The sequence below is a fragment of the Ralstonia insidiosa genome (assembly GCF_008801405.1).
GTDB classification, from domain to species: Bacteria; Pseudomonadota; Gammaproteobacteria; order Burkholderiales; family Burkholderiaceae; genus Ralstonia; species Ralstonia insidiosa.
Window position 1 is genome coordinate 3,326,337 of sequence record NZ_VZPV01000001.1, and the last position, 19,220, is coordinate 3,345,556.

The 19,220-nt window shown below is 63.9% G+C and carries 17 protein-coding genes; 9 read left to right on the top strand and 8 right to left on the bottom strand.

Going from position 1 to position 19,220, the window contains the following annotated elements:
* Positions 1 to 130 precede the first annotated feature (130 nt).
* The gene (locus F7R11_RS15830) at positions 131 to 928 is read left to right on the top strand and encodes a DNA adenine methylase (RefSeq protein ID WP_064805029.1); all 798 of its coding nucleotides are present in this window, start codon (positions 131 to 133) and stop codon (positions 926 to 928) included.
* A 65-nt stretch (positions 929 to 993) separates the two neighbouring features.
* Entirely contained in the window at positions 994 to 1,578 is a 585-nt protein-coding gene (locus F7R11_RS15835; RefSeq protein ID WP_064805031.1) for a hypothetical protein, read from the top strand.
* Between the two features lie 274 nt (positions 1,579 to 1,852).
* Here the strand turns inward: F7R11_RS15835 and ubiA are convergent, their stop codons facing one another.
* The 5 genes from ubiA to F7R11_RS15860 form a co-directional block, all read right to left on the bottom strand.
* The gene (gene ubiA / locus F7R11_RS15840; RefSeq protein ID WP_064805033.1) at positions 1,853 to 2,728 is read right to left on the bottom strand and encodes a 4-hydroxybenzoate octaprenyltransferase; all 876 of its coding nucleotides are present in this window, start codon (positions 2,726 to 2,728) and stop codon (positions 1,853 to 1,855) included.
* Between the two features lie 75 nt (positions 2,729 to 2,803).
* Complete coding sequence (gene katG, locus F7R11_RS15845; RefSeq protein ID WP_064805035.1) at positions 2,804 to 4,975, bottom strand: catalase/peroxidase HPI; 2,172 nt, start codon at positions 4,973 to 4,975, stop codon at positions 2,804 to 2,806.
* 129 nt (positions 4,976 to 5,104) lie between these two features.
* Positions 5,105 to 5,605, bottom strand: a complete 501-nt coding sequence (locus tag F7R11_RS15850; RefSeq protein WP_048933003.1) for a Dps family protein — start codon at positions 5,603 to 5,605, stop codon at positions 5,105 to 5,107.
* A 168-nt stretch (positions 5,606 to 5,773) separates the two neighbouring features.
* Positions 5,774 to 6,016, bottom strand: coding sequence for a hypothetical protein (locus F7R11_RS15855; protein ID WP_064805037.1), 243 nt, complete (start codon positions 6,014 to 6,016; stop codon positions 5,774 to 5,776).
* Positions 6,017 to 6,379: 363 nt separating this feature from the next.
* Positions 6,380 to 7,327, bottom strand: a complete 948-nt coding sequence (locus F7R11_RS15860; RefSeq protein ID WP_064805039.1) for a LysR substrate-binding domain-containing protein — start codon at positions 7,325 to 7,327, stop codon at positions 6,380 to 6,382.
* Positions 7,328 to 7,496: 169 nt separating this feature from the next.
* Between F7R11_RS15860 and F7R11_RS15865 the strand changes: the two genes are divergently transcribed.
* The 3 genes from F7R11_RS15865 to F7R11_RS15875 all read left to right on the top strand — a co-directional run bounded on the left by F7R11_RS15865 (position 7,497) and on the right by F7R11_RS15875 (position 10,338).
* Entirely contained in the window at positions 7,497 to 8,348 is an 852-nt protein-coding gene (locus tag F7R11_RS15865) for an AraC family transcriptional regulator (protein ID WP_197495014.1), read from the top strand.
* 91 nt (positions 8,349 to 8,439) lie between these two features.
* Positions 8,440 to 9,336, top strand: a complete 897-nt coding sequence (locus F7R11_RS15870; protein WP_064805041.1) for an alpha/beta hydrolase — start codon at positions 8,440 to 8,442, stop codon at positions 9,334 to 9,336.
* Positions 9,337 to 9,501: 165 nt separating this feature from the next.
* Complete coding sequence (locus F7R11_RS15875) at positions 9,502 to 10,338, top strand: undecaprenyl-diphosphate phosphatase (RefSeq protein WP_064805043.1); 837 nt, start codon at positions 9,502 to 9,504, stop codon at positions 10,336 to 10,338.
* A gap of 164 nt (positions 10,339 to 10,502) precedes the next feature.
* Here the strand turns inward: F7R11_RS15875 and F7R11_RS15880 are convergent, their stop codons facing one another.
* On the bottom strand, positions 10,503 to 12,248 hold the full coding sequence (locus F7R11_RS15880) for a hypothetical protein (protein ID WP_064805045.1): 1,746 nt from the start codon (positions 12,246 to 12,248) through the stop codon (positions 10,503 to 10,505).
* A 675-nt stretch (positions 12,249 to 12,923) separates the two neighbouring features.
* Here F7R11_RS15880 and F7R11_RS15885 point away from each other — a divergent pair.
* A complete protein-coding gene (locus F7R11_RS15885) occupies positions 12,924 to 13,955 on the top strand; it encodes a sensor domain-containing diguanylate cyclase (protein ID WP_104577710.1) in 1,032 nt (343 codons plus the stop codon).
* Positions 13,956 to 13,980: 25 nt separating this feature from the next.
* Here F7R11_RS15885 and F7R11_RS15890 read toward each other — a convergent pair whose 3' ends face one another.
* Positions 13,981 to 15,378 (bottom strand): DUF1254 domain-containing protein, encoded by a 1,398-nt coding sequence (locus F7R11_RS15890; protein WP_064805051.1) that lies wholly within the window; start codon positions 15,376 to 15,378, stop codon positions 13,981 to 13,983.
* Between the two features lie 171 nt (positions 15,379 to 15,549).
* Here F7R11_RS15890 and F7R11_RS15895 point away from each other — a divergent pair, with 171 nt between their 5' ends.
* The 3 genes from F7R11_RS15895 (at position 15,550) to F7R11_RS15900 (ending at position 16,936) form a co-directional block, all read left to right on the top strand.
* Entirely contained in the window at positions 15,550 to 16,116 is a 567-nt protein-coding gene (locus tag F7R11_RS15895; RefSeq protein WP_167317204.1) for a TetR/AcrR family transcriptional regulator, read from the top strand.
* Positions 16,117 to 16,177: 61 nt separating this feature from the next.
* The gene (locus tag F7R11_RS27050) at positions 16,178 to 16,315 is read left to right on the top strand and encodes a hypothetical protein (protein WP_021195965.1); all 138 of its coding nucleotides are present in this window, start codon (positions 16,178 to 16,180) and stop codon (positions 16,313 to 16,315) included.
* Between the two features lie 189 nt (positions 16,316 to 16,504).
* Positions 16,505 to 16,936: a hypothetical protein gene (locus tag F7R11_RS15900; RefSeq protein ID WP_064805055.1), complete on the top strand. Its 432-nt coding sequence runs from the start codon at positions 16,505 to 16,507 to the stop codon at positions 16,934 to 16,936.
* A 12-nt stretch (positions 16,937 to 16,948) separates the two neighbouring features.
* On the opposite strand, the gene recG is transcribed toward F7R11_RS15900, so the two are convergent.
* Positions 16,949 to 19,138, bottom strand: a complete 2,190-nt coding sequence (recG, locus tag F7R11_RS15905) for an ATP-dependent DNA helicase RecG (RefSeq protein ID WP_064805057.1) — start codon at positions 19,136 to 19,138, stop codon at positions 16,949 to 16,951.
* Positions 19,139 to 19,220 lie beyond the last annotated feature (82 nt).

Consider the following 19,220-nt stretch of genomic DNA (forward strand, 5'->3'; position numbering starts at 1 on the left):
CAGGTGCGCTAACACCAGGCCGCCATCCTGACCCACAGAAGCGAGCTGTGAGCCAAGACCAAGGCCCCCTGCCATGTCGACATAGCGGGCGGAGCCTATCAGTTTTTAACCATGTTAAACAGGCTTGCACATGTATCAGAATGCTGTTCCGGTTGTGCCTTGGATTGGTGGAAAACGGCGCCTAGCCGACAAGCTGTTGCCGTTGTTCCCCGCGCATGAGTGCTACGTCGAGGTGTTTTGTGGCGGCGCGGCGCTGTATTTCCTGCGCCAGGTGCCGGCGGCCGTCGAGGTGTTAAACGACATCAACGGCGACCTGGTCAACCTGTACCGCGTCGTGCAGCACCACCTGGAGGAATTCGTCCGTAGCTTCAAATGGATGCTGTCTGGGCGCCAGGTCTTCAAATGGCAGCAGGACACCAATCCCGAGACGCTGACCGACATCCAGCGCGCGGCGCGCTTCTTTTACCTGCAGCACCATGCGTTCGGTGGCAAGGTTGACGGGCAGTCCTACGGTACGGCCACCACGGCCCCCATGGTGAATCTCTTGCGCATCGAGGAGAACCTGTCGGCAGCGCATCTGCGCCTGGCAGGGACCAACGTCGAAAACCTGCCCTGGGCCGAGTGCGTGCGGCGCTATGACCGCCCGCATACGTTCTTCTACATGGACCCGCCGTACTGGCAAACCGAGGGCTACGGCGTACCGTTCGGGTTCGAGAACTATGTGGAAATGGCCGAGCTGATGCGGACCTGTAAGGGGCGCGTGATGGTGTCCATCAACGACCACCCGGATATCCGCCAGGCGTTCGAGGGGCACCACATGGCCGAGCTGGACATCAAGTACAGCCTGGGCCAGGCGCACGGAAAGCCGCAGACCAGCGGCGAGCTGGTGATCACCAACTGGAAGCCTAGCGACGGGCAGTTGTTCTGAATCGGGACGTTCCCGCCGGCGCTAAACTACGTTTCGATCACAAACACTCACAATGGGAGAGTGCAATGGAAGACACGTCCGGCGGCGGGAGGCTCTGGGCACTACGCTCCCGGGCGACGCAGGCAAAGGCTTGGTTTGTGCGTTCCGCCGATCCTTGGGCGAAATGGATGCAGGTGGTAGCCATCCTGGGGGCCGGCTTCTGGGCACTCTACAACTTCAACCTACTGGGGACCTCCGAGCCCACCCCCCTGATGAAGGTGGCCATTGAGGTGTTGCCCTACGACGAAGGGAAGCAACTCCTGGTCGTGCATGTGAAGCCCTCCAACCTTGGGAAGACTCCAATCAATCTACGCCTACCCATATCAGTTGCGGTTAGGCGCATCCCCGATGGCGCCCAATCTGGCCACATTGACCGAGAAAAGCTGCCTGTCGTCTTCGAGGCCAAGAACATCATCCAGGGCTACGGAGGCTACCAGCTTGATCCCGGCGTCGAGTTTGATGAGGTAGAGCCGTTCCTTGTACCCGTAGGTGCGGCTTATGTCGTTGAGGCGGTCCTTAACTTGGACAAGGACACTGAAGTAGCTGCCGCACAGATTGTTCGCGTCGATGCAGCTGAAATGCCAAATCACGCGCAAAATCGTGCCAAATAGCGCGCGCCGTTACACCTCACGACGGGTTGGCCTTTGTCTTTTGACGTTCTGCCCTTGATGGCGCCTTGAATTTTCGTAAGCGGGCGGAAAAAAGATGGGGAACTGTTTGAGCGAAGCGAGTTTTCCCCATCTCCGCCCGGTTATGAAAATTCAAGGAGTGGGTCGCCATCTCGGGCGCGCATTTCTTTGCTTACTTTCTTTGGGCAAGACCAAAGAAAGTGAGTCAGCCCCGGCAGGGGATGAAACAGGGGATGGACCACCGGGGCCAAAAAACTCACCGCATCAAGTAAGCAACCGCCACCCCAGCAAACAAACAGGCCCCCAACCAGTTGTTGTGGCGAAAGACGAAGAAGCACTTCATGCGGTCCCGCGTGCGCAGCATCGGGTAATACCAGAGTGCCAGCGCCACGGCAGCCGCCATCCCGATCCAGTACGCCACACCCAGCGCCATCACGTAACCAGCCCAGGCCATGATGCCGAAGAAAGCCACGTAGCACAGCATGATGGCCGCCACGTCGAAACGGCCGAAGGTAATAGCCGAGGTCTTGATACCGATATGCAGATCGTCATCACGATCGACCATCGCATAGGCCGTGTCGTAGGCAACAGCCCAGAACACGTTGCCGATGAGCATCAGCCACGCCAGCGTGGGCACTTGATCCTGCACAGCCGCATACGCCATCGGAATGCCAAAGCCAAACGCAATCCCCAGATACGCCTGCGGAATCGCAAAGAAGCGCTTGAAGAACGGATACGTGCCGGCAATCACGATGGCCGCGACCGACATCCATTTGGTCAGCGCATTGAGCGGCAGGATCAGCGTGAAAGCGATGAGTGACAGCACGGCCGCCACGGCCAGTGCCTCCCATGGCGCGATCAGGCCGGCGGTGAGCGGCCGCTCCTTGGTGCGTTTGACGTGCTTGTCGAAGTCACGATCCGCCCAGTCGTTGACGGCACACCCCGCCGAGCGCATCAGGAACGTACCGACCGAGAAGATCACCACGAACGCAACCGGCGGATGCCCGTCGGACGCCATCCACAGCGCCCACAGCGTCGGCCACAGCAGCAGCAGCGTGCCAATCGGTTTGTCCATGCGCATCAGGCGCGCATAGAGCACGAGACGGCTGGGTTGAGCAGCAGACGATTGCATGGGAAATCACCAAAGAAAAATGGCGCCTGCACGAGGCAAGGCGCCATTTTAGTCCCGATGACTTGGGCTGAAGGCTTAGGCCAGATCGAAACGGTCGAGATTCATCACCTTGACCCAGGCCGCGACAAAGTCGCTCACGAAACGTGCCTTGCCGTCAGCGCTGCCATACACCTCGGCCAGCGCGCGCAGGATCGAGTTCGAGCCGAACACCAGATCAACGCGCGTGCCCGTCCACTTGACCTGACCCGTCTTGCGGTCAACGCCTTCGTAGATATCGCCAGCGGCCTTCCACTCCGTACCCATGTCGAGCAGGTTGACGAAGAAGTCATTCGTCAGCGCGCCGGGCGTGGCGGTGAAGACACCGTTCTTGCTGCCATCCGCGTTGATGTTGATGGCGCGCAGGCCACCGATCAGCACGGTCAACTCGGGCGCGGTCAGCGTCAGCAACTGCGCCTTGTCGATCAGCAGCGCTTCGGCCGGCACCGAGAACTTGGCCTTCTGGAAATTGCGGAAACCATCGGCAATGGGTTCGAGCACGGCCATCGCAACCGGATCGGTCTGTTCGACCGTGGCGTCGACACGGCCCGGCGTGAACGGCACGGTGATGCTCGTGCCGGCGGCCTTGGCAGCGAGTTCAATACCCACGCTGCCCGCCAGCACGATCACGTCCGCCAGCGACGCCTTGCCCGAAGCCTTCTGGATGTCCTCCAGCTTGGCCAGCGTGCCAGCAACCGGCTGGTTGACGGCCCAGTCCTTTTGCGGTGCCAGACGGATGCGCGCACCGTTGGCGCCGCCACGCTTGTCCGAACCGCGGAAGGTCGAGGCGGACGCCCAGGCCACCGCCACCAGCTCCGACGCCGACAGACCAGACGCCGCGATCTTCGCCTTCAAATCGGCGATGTCAGCCTCGGTCGGCTTGTGCGTTGCGGCCGGCAGCGGGTCTTGCCAGATCAGGTCTTCGCGCGGCACTTCCGGGCCAAGGTAACGCGACTTCGGCCCCAGATCGCGGTGCGTCAGCTTGAACCAGGCACGCGCGAAGGCTTCAGCAAACGCCTGCGGGTTGTCGAGGAAGCGGCGCGAAATCTTTTCGTATGCCGGGTCGAAGCGCAGCGACAAGTCGGTCGTCAGCATCGTCGGCTTACGCTTGGGCGAATCGGGCGTCGGGCCCGGAATGATCGCTTCAGCATCCTTGGCCACCCATTGCAGCGCGCCGGCCGGGCTCTTCTCCTGCACCCATTCGTACTTGAACAGGTTCTCGAAGAAGAAGTTGCTCCATTGCGCGGGCGTCTGCGTCCAGGTGACTTCCAGTCCGCTGGTGATCGCATCCTTGCCCTTGCCGGACTGATAAGTACTGGCCCAGCCGAGGCCCTGCGCTTCGAGCGGTGCAGCCTCAACGTCCGGGCCGACGTTGCTCGCCGGACCCGCGCCGTGCGTCTTGCCGAAGGTGTGGCCGCCGGCGATTAGCGCCACGGTTTCTTCGTCATCCATCGCCATGCGGGCGAAGGTTTCGCGGATGTCGCGTGCGGCCGAAATCGGATCGCCGTTGCCGTCCGGGCCTTCCGGGTTCACGTAGATCAGGCCCATCTGCACGGCGGCGAGCGGGTTGTCGAGATCGCGTTCGCCCGAGTAGCGGCTATGGGGGTTGTTGGTGGGCGCGAGCCAGGTTTTCTCGGCGCCCCAGTAGACGTCGTTGTCCGGTTCCCAGGTGTCTTCACGGCCGCCGGCAAAGCCAAAGGTGCGGAAGCCCATGGTTTCCAGCGCCACGTTGCCGGTCAGGATCAGCAGGTCGGCCCACGAGATGGCCTGGCCGTACTTCTGCTTGATCGGCCACAGCAGGCGGCGCGACTTGTCGATGTTGACGTTGTCGGGCCACGAGTTGAGCGGTGCGAAACGCTGCTGGCCACGCCCGGCGCCGCCGCGGCCATCGCCGGTGCGGTAGGTGCCGGCGGCGTGCCAAGCCATGCGGATGAACTGCGGGCCGTAGTGGCCAAAGTCGGCCGGCCACCAGTCCTGCGAGTCGGTCATCAACTTACGCAGATCAGCCTTGAGGGCGTCGTAGTCCACCTTCTTGAAGGCTTCGCGGTAGTTAAAGTTCGTACCGAGCGGATCGGATTTTTCGGAATGCTGGGCGAGCAGATCAACGCGCAGTTGATTGGGCCACCAGTCCTTGTTGGTCGTGCCACCGCCATCGGCTTGCGAAGCCGCAAGCGCCTGGCTGGAAAACGGGCATTTAGCTTCAGTAGTCATCGCTCTCTCGTTTCGGTCTTGGGGGGATGAGGCCCCACCCGCAGCGCAGCAGGCTGACGGGCGGGGGGAGGAATTCACTGTTCTCGAAACACCTGTCGCCACCGTGGCAACACGACCGCCATGGCCAACTTAGGCCAGCAGCGAGCGCAGCATCCAGGCGGTCTTTTCGTGGATGTCCATGCGTTGCGTGAGCAGATCGGCAGTCGGCTCGTCAGCGGCCTTGTCGACGTCCGGGAACAGGCTGCGGGCGGTGCGCGTCACGGCTTCGTGGCCGGCCACCAGCTCGCGCACCATGTCCATCGCCTCGGGAATGCCTTTCGATTCCGGAATCGACGACAGCTTGGCAAATTCGGAGTACGAACCCGGTGCCGGATAACCCAGCGCACGGATGCGTTCAGCCACAGGGTCAACGGCGTTCCACAGTTCGTTGTACTGCGTCTCGAACATCAGATGCAGCGTGTTGAACATCGGGCCGGTGACGTTCCAGTGGAAGTAGTGCGTCTTCAGGTAGAGCGAATACGTATCGGCCAGCAGGCGCGACAGGCCTTCGGCGATCTTCTTGCGGTCCTTGTCAGCAATACCGATGTTGATCTGGGCTGCGGCAGTCGCGCCGCTGTTTTTCTTTGCCATCTGGCTTCCCCTATGAAGTGGTGTGCAAAAACGCGAAGACCGACCGAGGCCCGGTCAGACGACGCGCGCTTCAAGCCTTCTTTCGGTTGCTGCGCGGGCCGCAAGTTCCGATCATGGCATCGCTCCATGACGAAACGCAAAGCCGGTCGCAACCGAGCGTCAGGCCCGTCAGACCATGAGCTGCACCATACCGTGCAGGAACACGATCATAGCGCCGGCCGCCACGATGGTCAGACCGATCTGCTTGCGCACCCACTTGCGCTGCAGGCGGGCGGGCTCCGCGTTAGGCATGCCTCGGCCACCGGCCACACTGCCGGGCAAACCAGACAGCGTCGGCACGTCCGCCTGTGATGCGCGCACTGCGCCACCAAACGCCTGCCATTCCGAAACGAACATCCGCACCATTGCCATGATCTTTTCTCCTCACAACTGATGCGCGGCGCTGCGTGTCGCACCGCGTGCGTTGCTGCTATTGCACGACTTCAAACCCAGTACCTGCTTGATGCTTGCACCACAGGCTGGGGCGACCTCGGAAACCCGCGAGATCAATGCGATTCACCATAGGCGGCGAGCCATTCCAGCACGGTTGCGACGGCGGTCGAGGCAAGGTGGTAGGACATGACGGGCTCCATGGCGACGCTGCGATGAGCAACGCGCTCACCATGGGAAACAGTCTACCTTTTAGCTATCAATTCGTTAATTTGATTGTTTTTATCTATCAATTAGACGTGCGCTATCGCCGTCATGAAACACGACGACGGCGGCGGGTGACAATCAGTGGATCAGCGGGGTAATGGGCAGCGGCTTGATGCCGGGCAGATCGCATTGCGCGACCGCCTTGGCCACCGCCTCGATGGCAGCGATGCGGGTAAAGCTCTTGCGCCAGGCCAGCACGACGCGGCGGTCCGGCACCGGCTCCTGGAACGGCACATAAGCCAGCAGATCGGTGGCTGCCGGCTGCATGTTCGGCACCGAGGTGCGCGGCAGCACGGTAATGCCGACGCCGCTGGCCACCATATGACGGATCGTCTCCAGCGAGGAACCTTCAAAGGTCTTCTGGATGCCGTCGGCGTTCTGCGAGAAGCGCGACAGCTCCGGGCAGACGCCCAGCACGTGATCGCGGAAGCAGTGACCATTGCCCAGCAGCAGCATGGTCTGCTGCTTGAGTGCTTCCGGATCCACCGCCCGCAGCTTGGCCAAATCATGGCCGCGCGGCACCGCCACCACGAAGGGCTCGTCGTACAGCGGCACCGTCATCAACCCGGCTTCGGGAAACGGCTCGGCCATGATGGCGCAGTCGATCTCGCCCTGCTTGAGCAGCTCCACCAGCCGCACGGTGAAGTTCTCCTGCAGCATCAGCGGCATCTGCGGGACTGTGTCGATCATCTGCTTGACCAGCGCCGGCAGCAGGTACGGCCCGATCGTATAGATCACCCCCAGGCGCAGCGGCCCGGCCAGCGGGTCCATGCCCTGCTTGGCGATCTCGCGGATCGCCATGGTCTGCTCCAGCACGCGTTGGGCCTGCGTGACGATCTGCTCGCCCACCGGCGTGACGCTCACCTCCGACGCACCGCGCTCGAAGATCTGCACGGCCAGTTCGTCTTCCAGCTTCTTGATGGCGACCGACAGCGTCGGCTGCGAGACAAAGCAGGCCTCGGCGGCACGGCCAAAGTGGCGTTCCCGCGCAACAGCGACGATGTATTTGAGTTCGGTGAGCGTCATGGCAATCAATCGGCTTTTGGGGTCCGATAGATTTTAACTTGTGACGCGGGAGATTGCTTGGACTTCATGAAGTCTTGCTGGCGCCCTGTCTAGCACGGCCCGGCGGAAACAAAGCCGGTTGCCGCCGCGGCTCTACAATTGTGCGCAATCCACCGCTTCACCAACCCCTATGCCACCCCCACCCACACCTGACGACAGCGCGCACCGACCGCGCCAACTGCACGGCCCTGCGGTGGACACCAAGAGCCTGAACCCGCGCGACTACCAGAACACGCCTGGCCCGGCAGCCGTGATGCCCAAGCGGTTCCCCAACGGTTTCGTGGTGGCGGCACACGAGCACGCGCGGGCGCAGTTGATCTTCGCTACCAGCGGTGTTGTGGAGGTCACGGCCAACCATGCGCTCTGGCGTATTCCTCCGCAGAAAGCGCTCTGGATTCCGCAGGGCATGCCGCACGCCATGCGCGCCTGTGGCGATGTCGAGATGCGCACGGCCTACGTCAGCCCCGAGGCTTACGGGCAGAGCGCGCCGCCGGTGCCGCGCATGGTCAACGTGTCGCCACTGCTGCGCGAGTTGATCGTGCGCGTGGCGGCGTTGCCCATCGAGCATCTGCCGGCAGGCCGCGAGGCCTTGATGACTGAACTGATGCTGGCAGAGATCGAGTGGTCGCCAGACCAGCCCCTCCCCCTGCCATCGGGCTCGGACCGTCGCCTGACCCGCATCTGTGACGCCATCCTGGCCGACCCATCCGACCCGCGCACGCTGGAAGACTGGGCCGCCGAGGCGGGCGCGTCGAGCCGCACGCTGTCGCGCCTCTTCATTGCACAGACCGGGTTGTCCTTCGTGCATTGGCGGCAGCAGGCCCGCATCTGCGCAGCACTGCCGTTGCTGGCTGCGGGCATGCCCGTCACAGCGGTTTCGGCCGAGCTGGGCTATGAGACCGTGGGAGCGTTCTCGACCCTGTTCAGGCGCTTTATCGGTGTGCCGCCCAGCGCGTACGCCATGTTGTCCGATTCGGCGTAGCAAACGTCCGCCACGCAGATGCGCCCGTGAGGTGCGCCGCCTATCGTGTTGCCCAGCACACCCCGTGCAGCAAAACGATTGAGGACCCGACATGGTGCGTGAAGACGTTGAATTTCTTTCCGAAGGCGTGATCCTGCGCGGCTGGTTCTATCCGGCCGCCGATGCGCGTCCAGACCAGGCCGGCGCGGCCATCGTGATGGCGCATGGCTTTTCCGCGGTCAAGGAGCAATACCTGGATCGCTATGCCGAAGTCTTTGCACGCAGCGGCTTTGCGGTGCTGGTGTATGACCATCGCAATTTTGGCGCGAGCGACGGCCAGCCGCGCCAGGAAGCCGACCCAGTACTGCAGAAGCGCGGCTATCGCGATGCCATCAGCTATCTGATCTCGCGGCCCGAGGTGGACGGCCAGCGTATTGGTATCTGGGGGACGAGCTTCAGCGGAGGGCACGTGCTGGAGGTGGCCGCCGTCGACAAACGGGTCAAGTGCGTGGTGTCGCAGGTGCCCACCATCAGCGGCTATCAATCCGCCTTGCGGCGCACGCGTGCCGATCTCGTGCCGGCAGCGCTGGCGCGCTTCGCACAGGACAGGCAGCAGCGCTTCGAGGGTGGCACACCGATGACGATGCCCGCCGTATCCGCCGACCCGACAGCGCCGTGTGCAATGGCCGGTGCCGACGGCTTCCGCTTTTTTACCGACACCGCGCCGTTCGCCCCCAACTGGCGCAATGAAGTCACGCTGCGCAGCGCAGAGCTGTCGCGCGAGAATGAGCCCGGCGCCTTTGTCGACCGCATCGCGCCCACCCCGCTGCTGATGATCGTGGCGGATCAGGACGTGCTGACGCCGGTCGATCTCTGCCTGCAGGCCTACGAGCGCGCGCTGCAGCCCAAGGCGCTCTCGCTGGTCAAGGGCGGACACTTCACGCCCTACATCGAACATTTTGAGCAGACCAGCCGTACCGCAGCCGAATGGTTTGGCCAGCATCTTTGATCTGACCGGCCCAAGGGCGGTCGGCGCAAATACAACGCCGACGCCCTTCAAGCCACCTTCGGCCCGACGCGTCTTGATGATCTGATACCGTTTCGATCTGACAAGCCTTGGCCATGCCACGCGCACGTCACCACACAACGTTCAGTCCATCGCCCCCACCCAAGCATGACCACGCTTCACATCATCATCCTGGCCTGCGTCCAAGGCCTTGCCGAGCTGCTGCCGGTTTCCAGTTCGGCCCACGTCATCCTGGCCGAGAAATGGTTGGGGCTGGACCCGACCTCGCCCGATATGACGCTGATGCTGGTCATGCTGCACACGGGCACCATGTTTGCCGTCATCGTGTATTTCTGGCGCTCGTGGCGGCAGACGTATTTCTCGTCGACCCGGGCACTGTGGAACAACGGCGTCCAGCTGGCCGTGGCCACGGCGGCCACAGGCGTCGTCGGGCTGACCCTGCTGTACGTGATCAAGCACGCCTTCATGGGCGGCGCCGACAGCTTTGAGGTGGAGCACCTCTTTGGCAATACCAAGTTGATGGCGGTCAGCCTGGCCGTGGCTGGTGTGCTGATCATCGTGTCGTCCAGGCACGCCAACACGGCCACCGGCGAGTTGACCGGCTGGCGTGCGCTTTGGATCGGAGCCGTGCAGGGGCTGTGCTTGCCGTTTCGCGGGCTGTCGCGCTCGGGCGCGACGATCTCTGCGGGGATGCTGGTGGGTGTGCAGCGCCGCCGTGCTGAAGAGTTCAGCTTCGCACTTGCCGTGGTGCTGACCCCGGCGGTCATCGTCAAGGAAGGCTATCGCTTCTACAAGGCCTATGCGGGCACCGCCGACAGCATGCTGCACATGCTCGCGCCAAGCCTGCTGGGCATGGTGTTCAGCTTTATCGCCGGCTTGGTCGCACTGCGCTGGCTGTCGCGTTGGCTGGAGCAAGGGCGGTGGTATCTGTTCGGCTGCTACTGCCTGATCGCATCGGTCGTCGTGTGGATGTTTGGGGGCTGAGGCTGCGTCCACTCCCTTGAAGACGTCGGCTGCAGAGGCTCACAAGGCGTTCGCCCTTCTGCGGCAACGCCATCGCATAACGACACGCCATTACTAACAACACGGGGCATCGACGAACGCTTTCGCATCCGTCGATGCCCCGTGTCTCGTGACAGCGTTGCCGATCAGGGCAGCGGCGTCAGCCTCGGGTAGACATGGCTGACCGGCACCTTGTTGGTCGTATGGCACGAGAAGCAGTTGGCGCTCGGGGCGGAGGGCGTCGTGCCCTGCACAAAGGTTTCCATCGTCGCGTTGGCAAGATGGTTCGTGCCGACCTCGTTCCCCCCGCTGGGCGGTGCGCCGCCAATCGTCCACGTCGTGCCCAGCTGGAAGTACTGCCGGCGCACGTCTGCCGCATTCAACTGTGAGATCACGCTGGCGTTGGCCGAGATCACCTGCGTGTTCAAGCCGGCCGCATTGGCAGGGTTGCCGCCATCGTTCGAGCCCCACGGCTTGGCGCGCAGCACGGGCGACGGACCAACCGGCGTGCCGGTAATGGCCGTGCCCGTCCAGCTGTTGTTGGTGGCATTGAACGGACCGCTCGACCCGCTGGGCGTGAACAGCCAGTTGCCCGAGGTGTTCTGCGCCACGGTCTTCATGCCGCTGGTCGAGTTGTAGGCGTAGGTCGCATTCGGTGCATTGCCCTCGTGCTCGAACGTGCCCCACACCATCTCCCCGTGCCCACTGGTCGAGCCCACCACGTGCAGGCCCAGCATGACCAGCGTCAACGTCGTCTGCCCGTTGGGCACCCAGTTGTTCGGGTTGCTCTTGTCGAACGTCGGGACCACCGCTTCGACCTGGATGTAGTCGTTCGGGTTGGGCACCTTGCTGGCATCCATCCAGCTCGACTTGGTCTCGATGGCCAGCGCCTTCGGGTCCTGGATCGTATGGCCCTTGCTGGCCGCAAAGCTGACCACGGCGTTCACGTCAGCCATTGAGGTTGGAAATGCGATGTTGGTATTGCCCGGGATCACCGCTGCGCCCTGCATCGTGCGGTGGAAGGCAAACACATCGTTCACGGCGATGATGTAGTAGATCAACGACCCGTTCTGCGAGATCAGCACGCCGCTGTCTGCCTGGCCCGGCTCAACGTCAATCACGTTGCCCGCCGGATCAATGAAGATCGGGATGCCCTTGACGACCAGCTTGCGCGCCTGGATGGCAGAGGTAAACGCCTTCACAGGCACAACCGGCACCGGCCGATCTGCCGAAAGCAGCGCGCGCTGGCGCACGATCGGTGCGAGCTTGAGCACCTTCGGCGCCAGCAGCTTGCCGCGCGCATCGAGCAGTTCCAGCGTGCCCTGCTCAGTCTTGCGTACGTTCTGGACTTGCGTACCCGGGATCAGCTTGCCGTTGCCCAGGCGGATCGACGGCGGCTTCTGCCCCGGCATTTCGTGCGGCACTTCCACGATCTGCCCGGTGCGCGCCATCACGATCGGCAGGCCGTGCGGGCCCAGCTCCATGGCACGCAAGAACATGTTGATCGGCCGCCCCGGCGAATTGGGGATGAAGCTACGGCGTCCGCTGCTGTCTTCCGGGCTGACCGTGTAGAACTGCGGCGAGAACATGACGTGGCTGCCACCGCCGTACGTGGCGGGCGCGGGCGACGTCAGCCACAGGAACATCTGCTCGGTCCACTGGAAGAACCCGCAATTGGGCGCAAGCGCCACTGTGCTGTCGGCGGGCTTGACCACACCGTTGAGCGTGACGGTACCGCTCTCAAAGAAACTCGCAACAGTGGCCGGCGAGATCGGACATCCTCCGGCGGCATCGGTCGGCACGGCTTGCGCCGCAGCCGTCTGTGCAACGCCCAACGCGGCCAGCAACGCCGCACCACGCAAAGCTTGCTGAACTTCGGAACGCAGCGGCATAGCGCCTCCCCAGGGTATTGGTCATTGTTCCTTTGGTACTGAATCGGGATTCGGGTGGGCGTTCATCTCCTTCATGGATGTGCCGCGAAACCTGCGGCGCGCAAGCACAGCGCAGGCGGCGGAATGAACGACGCAGTCAGGTCGGGGGCGCGACGGTTCGCACGCTGCAGCTCGGCGGGATACCCCGATGACTGCACTCGCTTGCACAGTGCGTTGCCGTGATTGTTGTGTGTGGATCCGGCGTGCACTGCGCGGGGACTGCGCAATGGCAGTGCTAGCCTAGGAGATGGTCGGGGCAGCCAAGCATGAAAGTTTCTTTGCTCTGATGTGCATGCAACCGCATGAGATACGCCTGTATTTGGATACGCTCGGGGCCAAACGTTTCCGATGCAACCCGACGTACAGCATGCATTACTCGCCGCTGTTCGTGACGCTGTGCGTGGCCGTTCTTGCGGCACATCTGCACGGCATCACGATGGCGATTCACACGGCAGACACTTCGCGCATCCCGTTGATTTCCCAAGGCAACACACCCCGCCGCAACGTCGCTTGCGCGCCCCAATACAGGGCATCCGAATGCCTTAATCTCCTGTAATCCGGCAACCGCAGTTTGATCTACGCAGTTCGGTCGACCACGCTAGAATTTGCGGCTCGAACGTCCCGCTTCGCCGCTTTATGTCGACCCTCGATCACCCTAGTCTGCAGGACCCCGCCACCCTCATTGAGATCGTGCGGGCGCAGTCCGAAATCGCCAAGCTCGGCACGGATCTGGGGTCCATCATGGCGCTCGTTACCGAACGGGCGCAGCACCTGACCTGCGCAACCGGCGCCGTGCTGGAACTGGCCGAGGGCGAAGACATGGTCTACCGCGCCACGTCTGGCCTGACCGACTCGCTGTTGGGCCTGCGCCTGGCGCGCAAGGGCAGCCTGTCTGGCCTGTGTGTGCAGACCGGCGACATCCTGCGCTGCGAAGACTCCGAGATCGACCCGCGCGTCGACCGCGAAGCCTGCCGCCGCGTGGGCCTGCGCTCCATGGTGGTGACGCCGCTCAAGCATCTGGACACGACGGTGGGCGTGCTCAAGCTGGTGGCACCCGAGGTGGATGCCTTTACCGAGCGTGATGTCGGCGTGCTGGAGTTGATGTCCGAACTGATTGCGGCGGCCATGTTCCATGCCGCCAATGCCGAGCGCGACCAACTCTACCTGCGCGCAACGCACGATGCGCTGACCGCCCTGCCCAACCGCGCGCTGTTCTACGACCGCCTGCGCCAGTCGATCCACCTCGCGCAGCGCGCGCAAGGCGCGCTCGGCGTGCTCAACGTCGACATGGACAACCTCAAGACCATCAACGACCGCTACGGCCATCGCGCCGGCGATGCAGCCATCCGCGAGACCGCGCAGCGCATGAGCCGCAGCGCGCGCCGCTCCGACACCGTGGCGCGTGTGGGCGGTGACGAATTTGCCGTCATCCTGCCGGGCATCGACGCGCGCGGCGATGCGCACACCCAATGCGAGCGCCTGATCGAAGAGGTGCAGCAACCGTATGCGTTTGAAGGCCAGTCGCTGGACCTGCGCGTGAGCGTAGGGGTGGCGTTCATGCCCGAAGACGGCACCGAGATCACCACCCTGCTCGATCAGGCCGACCGCGCGATGTACGCCACCAAGCGCCTGCGCAAGCAGACTCAGACCGCTACCACCGCGCATTGACGCCCTCAGCCCAACGGCAGCAGGCTCAGTCCAACCGCTCCACGGCCGGCACCCGCACACGCCCATCGCGTAGCTCGGCTTTCGGTTCGTACGCACGCAGCACCAGGGCGAAATCACCAGCGGGCGCCGGCAGCCAGTTGGCGCGCTGGGCAGGATCGGCCGGTGCATCACGCTGGATCAAGAGATCGATCGCACCATCTGCGCCCACCTTGAGACCGGCGGTGCGATCGCCAATGGCATAGCGCGCGATCGGGTTGGGCGTGAAGAACAGCTTGCCGTCCGGCTCCACCTCGTACATCGACAGCGACCAGAACGCATTGACCGGCAGCGCCCCCGCCGGCAAATGCAGCCGATAGCGGTGCGCGCCCGAAAGCCGCCCCTGTTGCTGGTCGACAAACGTGATCGGGTACATGGCCTCGACTGTCTTGAGCGCGAGCAGGCCGCCCAGCGCGACTTGCGCGCGGTAGGCATAGTCGGTGCCGAAATCGCCAAGATCGGCCTTTGAGTACGACCAGCCATCGCTCTTAGGGCCAGCCGCCGACAGCCCGCCCTTGAGCGAGGCCAGCATGGCCGGCAACTGCTTCGTCCACAACGCCTTGACCTCCGGCGACAGCGCCTCCCACTGGCATGCGGCACCACAAATGCCGACCGATGCCAGGCGCTGCATCAGCGCATCTTCGTAGCGCGGTGCGGGGTTGCGTGCCAGCATCAGGTTGGCCATGTCGACAAAGGCTTGCGGGCTCTGTTCAACCGGAGGCGCAGCTTGCCACCGCGGCGGCGTCTTACCGGTGCCGATCAGTTCGACCTTGAACTGGTCCTGCAGGGCCGTCACGGCGGGCATGTCGGCCTCGCCATTCACCAGGATGCGGGCCAGCACAAGCACATCGTTGGCGGGTGCGCGGATCACCTGCGCGTTGGGCGGCAGCGGCTGCGTTGAATCGGGGCCGACGATGACGAACGTGCCGCTGCGCGTGCCATTGGCGCGCCGGCCGAGAATCTCGAAATTGTTCGTCGCCATGTCCAGGAAGGCGAGCGAGTAGTAGCGGCCGGCCATGTCCGGCACCGTCAGTGCGACAGGCCCCTGGCGCAAGTCGAGCCACAGCGTGGAGTACGCCGTATCGCTGTTAGGCGTGGTCACCCAGCGATCTTCCGGGCCCGAGAGCTTGTGCTGATGCGACCACTGGCCCAACTGAAGGCGCCCGGGCTTGGCATCCGTGCCGAGCATGCCGGCACGCAGGCGCCCCATCGCGACCAGCGGAAACGCGTAGTCGAAGGCCTGGTGCAACACGGTCTCCTGCGAGGGCGTGGATTCGGCGGTACTCCAGTCCTGGGCGGCTGCCGCCGCCAGATTGGCGCACAGGCTCGCCGCAGCAAAGGCGAGCAGGCGTTTGCCCGCGAGGGGGCGTCGTCGGCTGAACAACATCGGTCTCCTCCTGAGGAGTTTTTCGATCTGGCGACCATAATATGAGCACGACTCATATTTCACCACTCGCGTTCCATGGCCTCGCAATCCGGAGACAAAACCGATACAGATCAATCACTTGCGCGACGCCAACCGCGCCAGGCCCGCTCGCGCGAGAAGGTCGAACTCATCTTGGAAGCGACGCTGCGGATTCTCGATCAGGCGGGGTTGGAGGCGCTCACCACCAACCGCATCGCAGAGGCGGCCGGCATCAGCATCGGCACGCTGTACCAGTATTTCGGAGACAAGCTGCAGGTGCTGGATGAACTCGCGCAGCGCGAGAGTGATCGGCTGACCGCCGAGTTGCTGGCGGTACTGACCGCGCCCGACGCGCTGTCGCCGGATGCACGGCTGCGGCTGGCCGTGCGCACCTTGCTGGGCGCATTCGGCGGGCGGCATCGCGCGCGCCGCATCGTGCTCGAACAGGCCATCGCACGCGGGCGCAACCCGCTGATCACGCCGGGGCACGTGTCGACCTTCCTGAGTTCAGCCGGCGCGCGTGACGCCGACGGGCAACGTGTGACGCTCTCGCCCATCCAGGCCTTCGTGCTCACGCGCTCGGTCATGGGGGCGATCGGCAGCGCGCTTTCCTACGACGAGCAGTGGCTCGCCAGCACCGCGTTTGAAGACAGCCTGTTCATGCTGGTCCGTGGTTTCCTGCGCGAGTGCGCGGACAAGCCCGCTATTGCTGTGGAATAAACCGGCAAGGTCGCGGGTTTACTGCTATCGGGAGGCAAAACCCACCCCCAGGAGACGCTCAATGAACGCACTTCGTCCGCTTTGCATCGCCTTGCTCGTCCTGCTGCCGCTGGCAGCGTGTTCCACGGGTAACGGGGCGCCGCCAAGCAATAGCAACAGCAGCCCAAACGCGGGCAGCATGACGCACCACGGCTACTGAAATGAACAGTTACACATCGCTGCACACGCTCCGGAATAAACCACGCGGCGGATCGGTTTACTCGTCAAGCGGGGGCCCGTCGATCACGGTGTCGGCGAGCCCCCGCAGGCAAACCGATGTGCCAGGTGATACGACCGGACAGTTCGTGCAGGTGCCGTATTGAGACGTCGGGCATTCCTAGGTTGGGGAATGAACATGAAACGTCTGACAGTCTTGATGACTGCGCTGATGAGTTTTGGCATTTGCGCGTGCGCGACAGCGCAGGATGTGCCGGTCGGCACCTGCCAGCCGACCGTCGGGCAAACCGAGATCGACGGCGTGATGCAGGAGGTGCAAGGCATGGCATGCCTGCAACCGGACGGCACGTGGCAGATGGTGGACACCGACGGCAACCCCGTCACCTACGTCAGCCCACCGTACTACGTGGATGACACGTGGTACTGGGGCGGCCCGGTGTTCTTCGGCAGCGTGGTCTTTGTGGACCGCTTCCACCATATCCACCATATGCGCGGTGCGTTCTTCCACCACGACGGCCGTGGCTTTGCGCGGGGCGGCGGAGGCTTCCACGGCGGATTCCACGGCGGACACGAGGGTGGTCATGAAGGCGGCTCGCGCCGCTAGAACCTCGGGTGGCTAGACCCGCAGATAGTGCTCACGCTCACCCAGCCAGCGCTTGAGATGCGCCTCCACGGCTTCGGGAAAGCGCGCGAGCATCTGCTCCGCGGCGCCCTGCGCAAACTCGACCAGCCACGCATCGTGATTGAGATCGGCAAAGCGCAGCATGGCCTCGCCCGATTGCCGCGCGCCAAGGAATTCACCGGGGCCGCGAATGTCCAGATCGCGCCGGGCGATCTCGAAGCCATCGGTGGTCTCGCGCATGGTCTGCAGGCGCTGCTTGGCCGTGGGCGACAGCGGCGCCTGGTACAGCAGGATGCACACCGATTCCGCCGTGCCCCGCCCCACGCGCCCGCGCAACTGATGCAATTGTGCGAGGCCAAAGCGCTCGGCGTGTTCGATCACCATCAATGAGGCATTGGGCACGTCCACCCCTACTTCGATGACGGTGGTGGCCACCAGCACATGCAACTCACCGCTGGCGAAGGCGCTCATCACGGCGGCTTTGTCAGCGGAAGGCAAGCGGCCATGCACTAGGCCCACCTTCAAACCGGCAAGGCTTTGCGAGAGCGTCTCGAACGTCTCCACAGCAGTCTGCAATTGCAGCGCTTCGCTTTCTTCGATGAGCGGACAGACCCAGTAAACCTGTCGCCCCTCTTGCGCGGCGGCGTGGATGCGCTCGATCACCTCGTCGCGGCGCGCGTCGTTCACCAGCCGTGTGACGATGGGCGTGCGCCCCGGCGGCAATTCGTCGATGGCGGAGACATCGAGATCGGCGTAGTACGTCATCGCCAGCGTGCGCGGGATGGGCGTGGCGGACATCATCAACTGATGCGGCACCTGGGCATTGGCAGCGACAGGTGCACCGCCATTGCTTGCCTTGCCACGCAGGGCAAGCCGCTGCGCCACGCCAAAGCGGTGCTGTTCATCCACCACGGCCAAGCCAAGGCGCGCGAACGTGACAGCATCCTGAATCAACGCGTGCGTGCCGATCACGAGTTGCGCGGTGCCGGCCGCCACGCGTGCAGCCGCCTCGTCCTTCTGCCTGCGCTTGAGGCTGCCGGCCAGCCAGACGATATCCACACCCAGCGGCTCAAGCCATGTGGACAACTTGCGATAGTGCTGTTCGGCCAGCAGTTCGGTTGGCGCCATCAGCGCGGCCTGCCAGCCGGCATCGATGGCCTGACACGCGGCCAACGCGGCGATGACGGTCTTGCCGCTGCCCACGTCGCCCTGCAGCAACCGCTGCATCGGGTACGGATGCGCGAGGTCGGCGCGGATCTCTTCCCACACGCAGGCCTGAGCGCCGGTCAGCTTGAACGGCAGCGCACGCATGAAACGCGCGAGCAGGCCGTCCTCACCGCTGTCGCGCAGGATGGGCGCATTGCGCATGCGCCGCGCGGCCTGCGCCCGCTTGAGCGACAGCTGCTGCGAGAGCAGCTCGTCAAATTTGATACGCAACCACGCCGGGTGCGTACGCTCGACCAGACTGTGTTCGTCCACGTCGGGCGTGGGTTGATGCAACAGGCGCACGGCTTCCGCCGGGGCCATCAGCTTGAGCGGCGCGAGCGGCCCGGTGATGAGGCTGTTCGGCACCGTTTCCGGCAGCGGCGTACGCGTGAGCGTGTTCAGGATCGCCTTGCGCAGATACGCCTGCGGCACGCCCGCCACGGTCGAATACACCGGCGTCAGGCGATCGGGCAGCGGTTCGTCCGGGGCGACGGCGCGCACGGTCGGGTGCACCATCTCCGCGCCGAAGAAGCCGCCGCGCACCTCGCCACGCACGCGCAACTGCACGCCTTCGGCCATCTGCTTGACCTGGCTGCCGTAGAAATTGAGAAAGCGCAGTACCAGCTCGCCGGAGTCGTCCGCGATATGCACGACGAGCTGCCGGCGCGGCCGGAACGCCACTTCGTTGCGGGTGACGGTGCCTTCCACTTGCGCGGCCCAGCCAGTGTTGGCGCGGACGGTGGCTTCGGCGATGGTCAGGAGCGTGGTTTCGTCCTCATAGCGCATCGGCAGATGCAGGACGAGATCGACGTCGCGGTGCAGGCCCAGCTTGGCGAGTTTGTCGGCCGGGCGGGCCGCCGCTTTGGTCACCCCGGCGGGCTTGTCTGCCGGAGTCGCACGTTTTGGCTTCGGCGCCGGCGCAGTATCAGCGTCGAGCAGTGGAGCAGTATCAGCGGCGGAACGGGCGCGAGGCGGCACAGGACGTTTACAATGGCGAACTTTGCGAGTCGCCCGATTGTACCGGCGCCCGCCACCATCACTTGGCGCAATCCACGTCTGC

Coding starts and splice junctions, on each gene's coding strand:
- F7R11_RS15830 (WP_064805029.1), top strand. CDS start 131: ATGTATCAGAATGCTGTTCCGGTTGTGCCTTGGATTGGTGGAAAACGG.
- F7R11_RS15835 (WP_064805031.1), top strand. CDS start 994: ATGGAAGACACGTCCGGCGGCGGGAGGCTCTGGGCACTACGCTCCCGG.
- ubiA (WP_064805033.1), bottom strand. CDS start 2,728: ATGCAATCGTCTGCTGCTCAACCCAGCCGTCTCGTGCTCTATGCGCGC.
- katG (WP_064805035.1), bottom strand. CDS start 4,975: ATGACTACTGAAGCTAAATGCCCGTTTTCCAGCCAGGCGCTTGCGGCT.
- F7R11_RS15850 (WP_048933003.1), bottom strand. CDS start 5,605: ATGGCAAAGAAAAACAGCGGCGCGACTGCCGCAGCCCAGATCAACATC.
- F7R11_RS15855 (WP_064805037.1), bottom strand. CDS start 6,016: ATGGCAATGGTGCGGATGTTCGTTTCGGAATGGCAGGCGTTTGGTGGC.
- F7R11_RS15860 (WP_064805039.1), bottom strand. CDS start 7,327: ATGACGCTCACCGAACTCAAATACATCGTCGCTGTTGCGCGGGAACGC.
- F7R11_RS15865 (WP_197495014.1), top strand. CDS start 7,497: ATGCCACCCCCACCCACACCTGACGACAGCGCGCACCGACCGCGCCAA.
- F7R11_RS15870 (WP_064805041.1), top strand. CDS start 8,440: ATGGTGCGTGAAGACGTTGAATTTCTTTCCGAAGGCGTGATCCTGCGC.
- F7R11_RS15875 (WP_064805043.1), top strand. CDS start 9,502: ATGACCACGCTTCACATCATCATCCTGGCCTGCGTCCAAGGCCTTGCC.
- F7R11_RS15880 (WP_064805045.1), bottom strand. CDS start 12,248: ATGCCGCTGCGTTCCGAAGTTCAGCAAGCTTTGCGTGGTGCGGCGTTG.
- F7R11_RS15885 (WP_104577710.1), top strand. CDS start 12,924: ATGTCGACCCTCGATCACCCTAGTCTGCAGGACCCCGCCACCCTCATT.
- F7R11_RS15890 (WP_064805051.1), bottom strand. CDS start 15,378: ATGTTGTTCAGCCGACGACGCCCCCTCGCGGGCAAACGCCTGCTCGCC.
- F7R11_RS27050 (WP_021195965.1), top strand. CDS start 16,178: ATGAACGCACTTCGTCCGCTTTGCATCGCCTTGCTCGTCCTGCTGCCG.
- F7R11_RS15900 (WP_064805055.1), top strand. CDS start 16,505: ATGAACATGAAACGTCTGACAGTCTTGATGACTGCGCTGATGAGTTTT.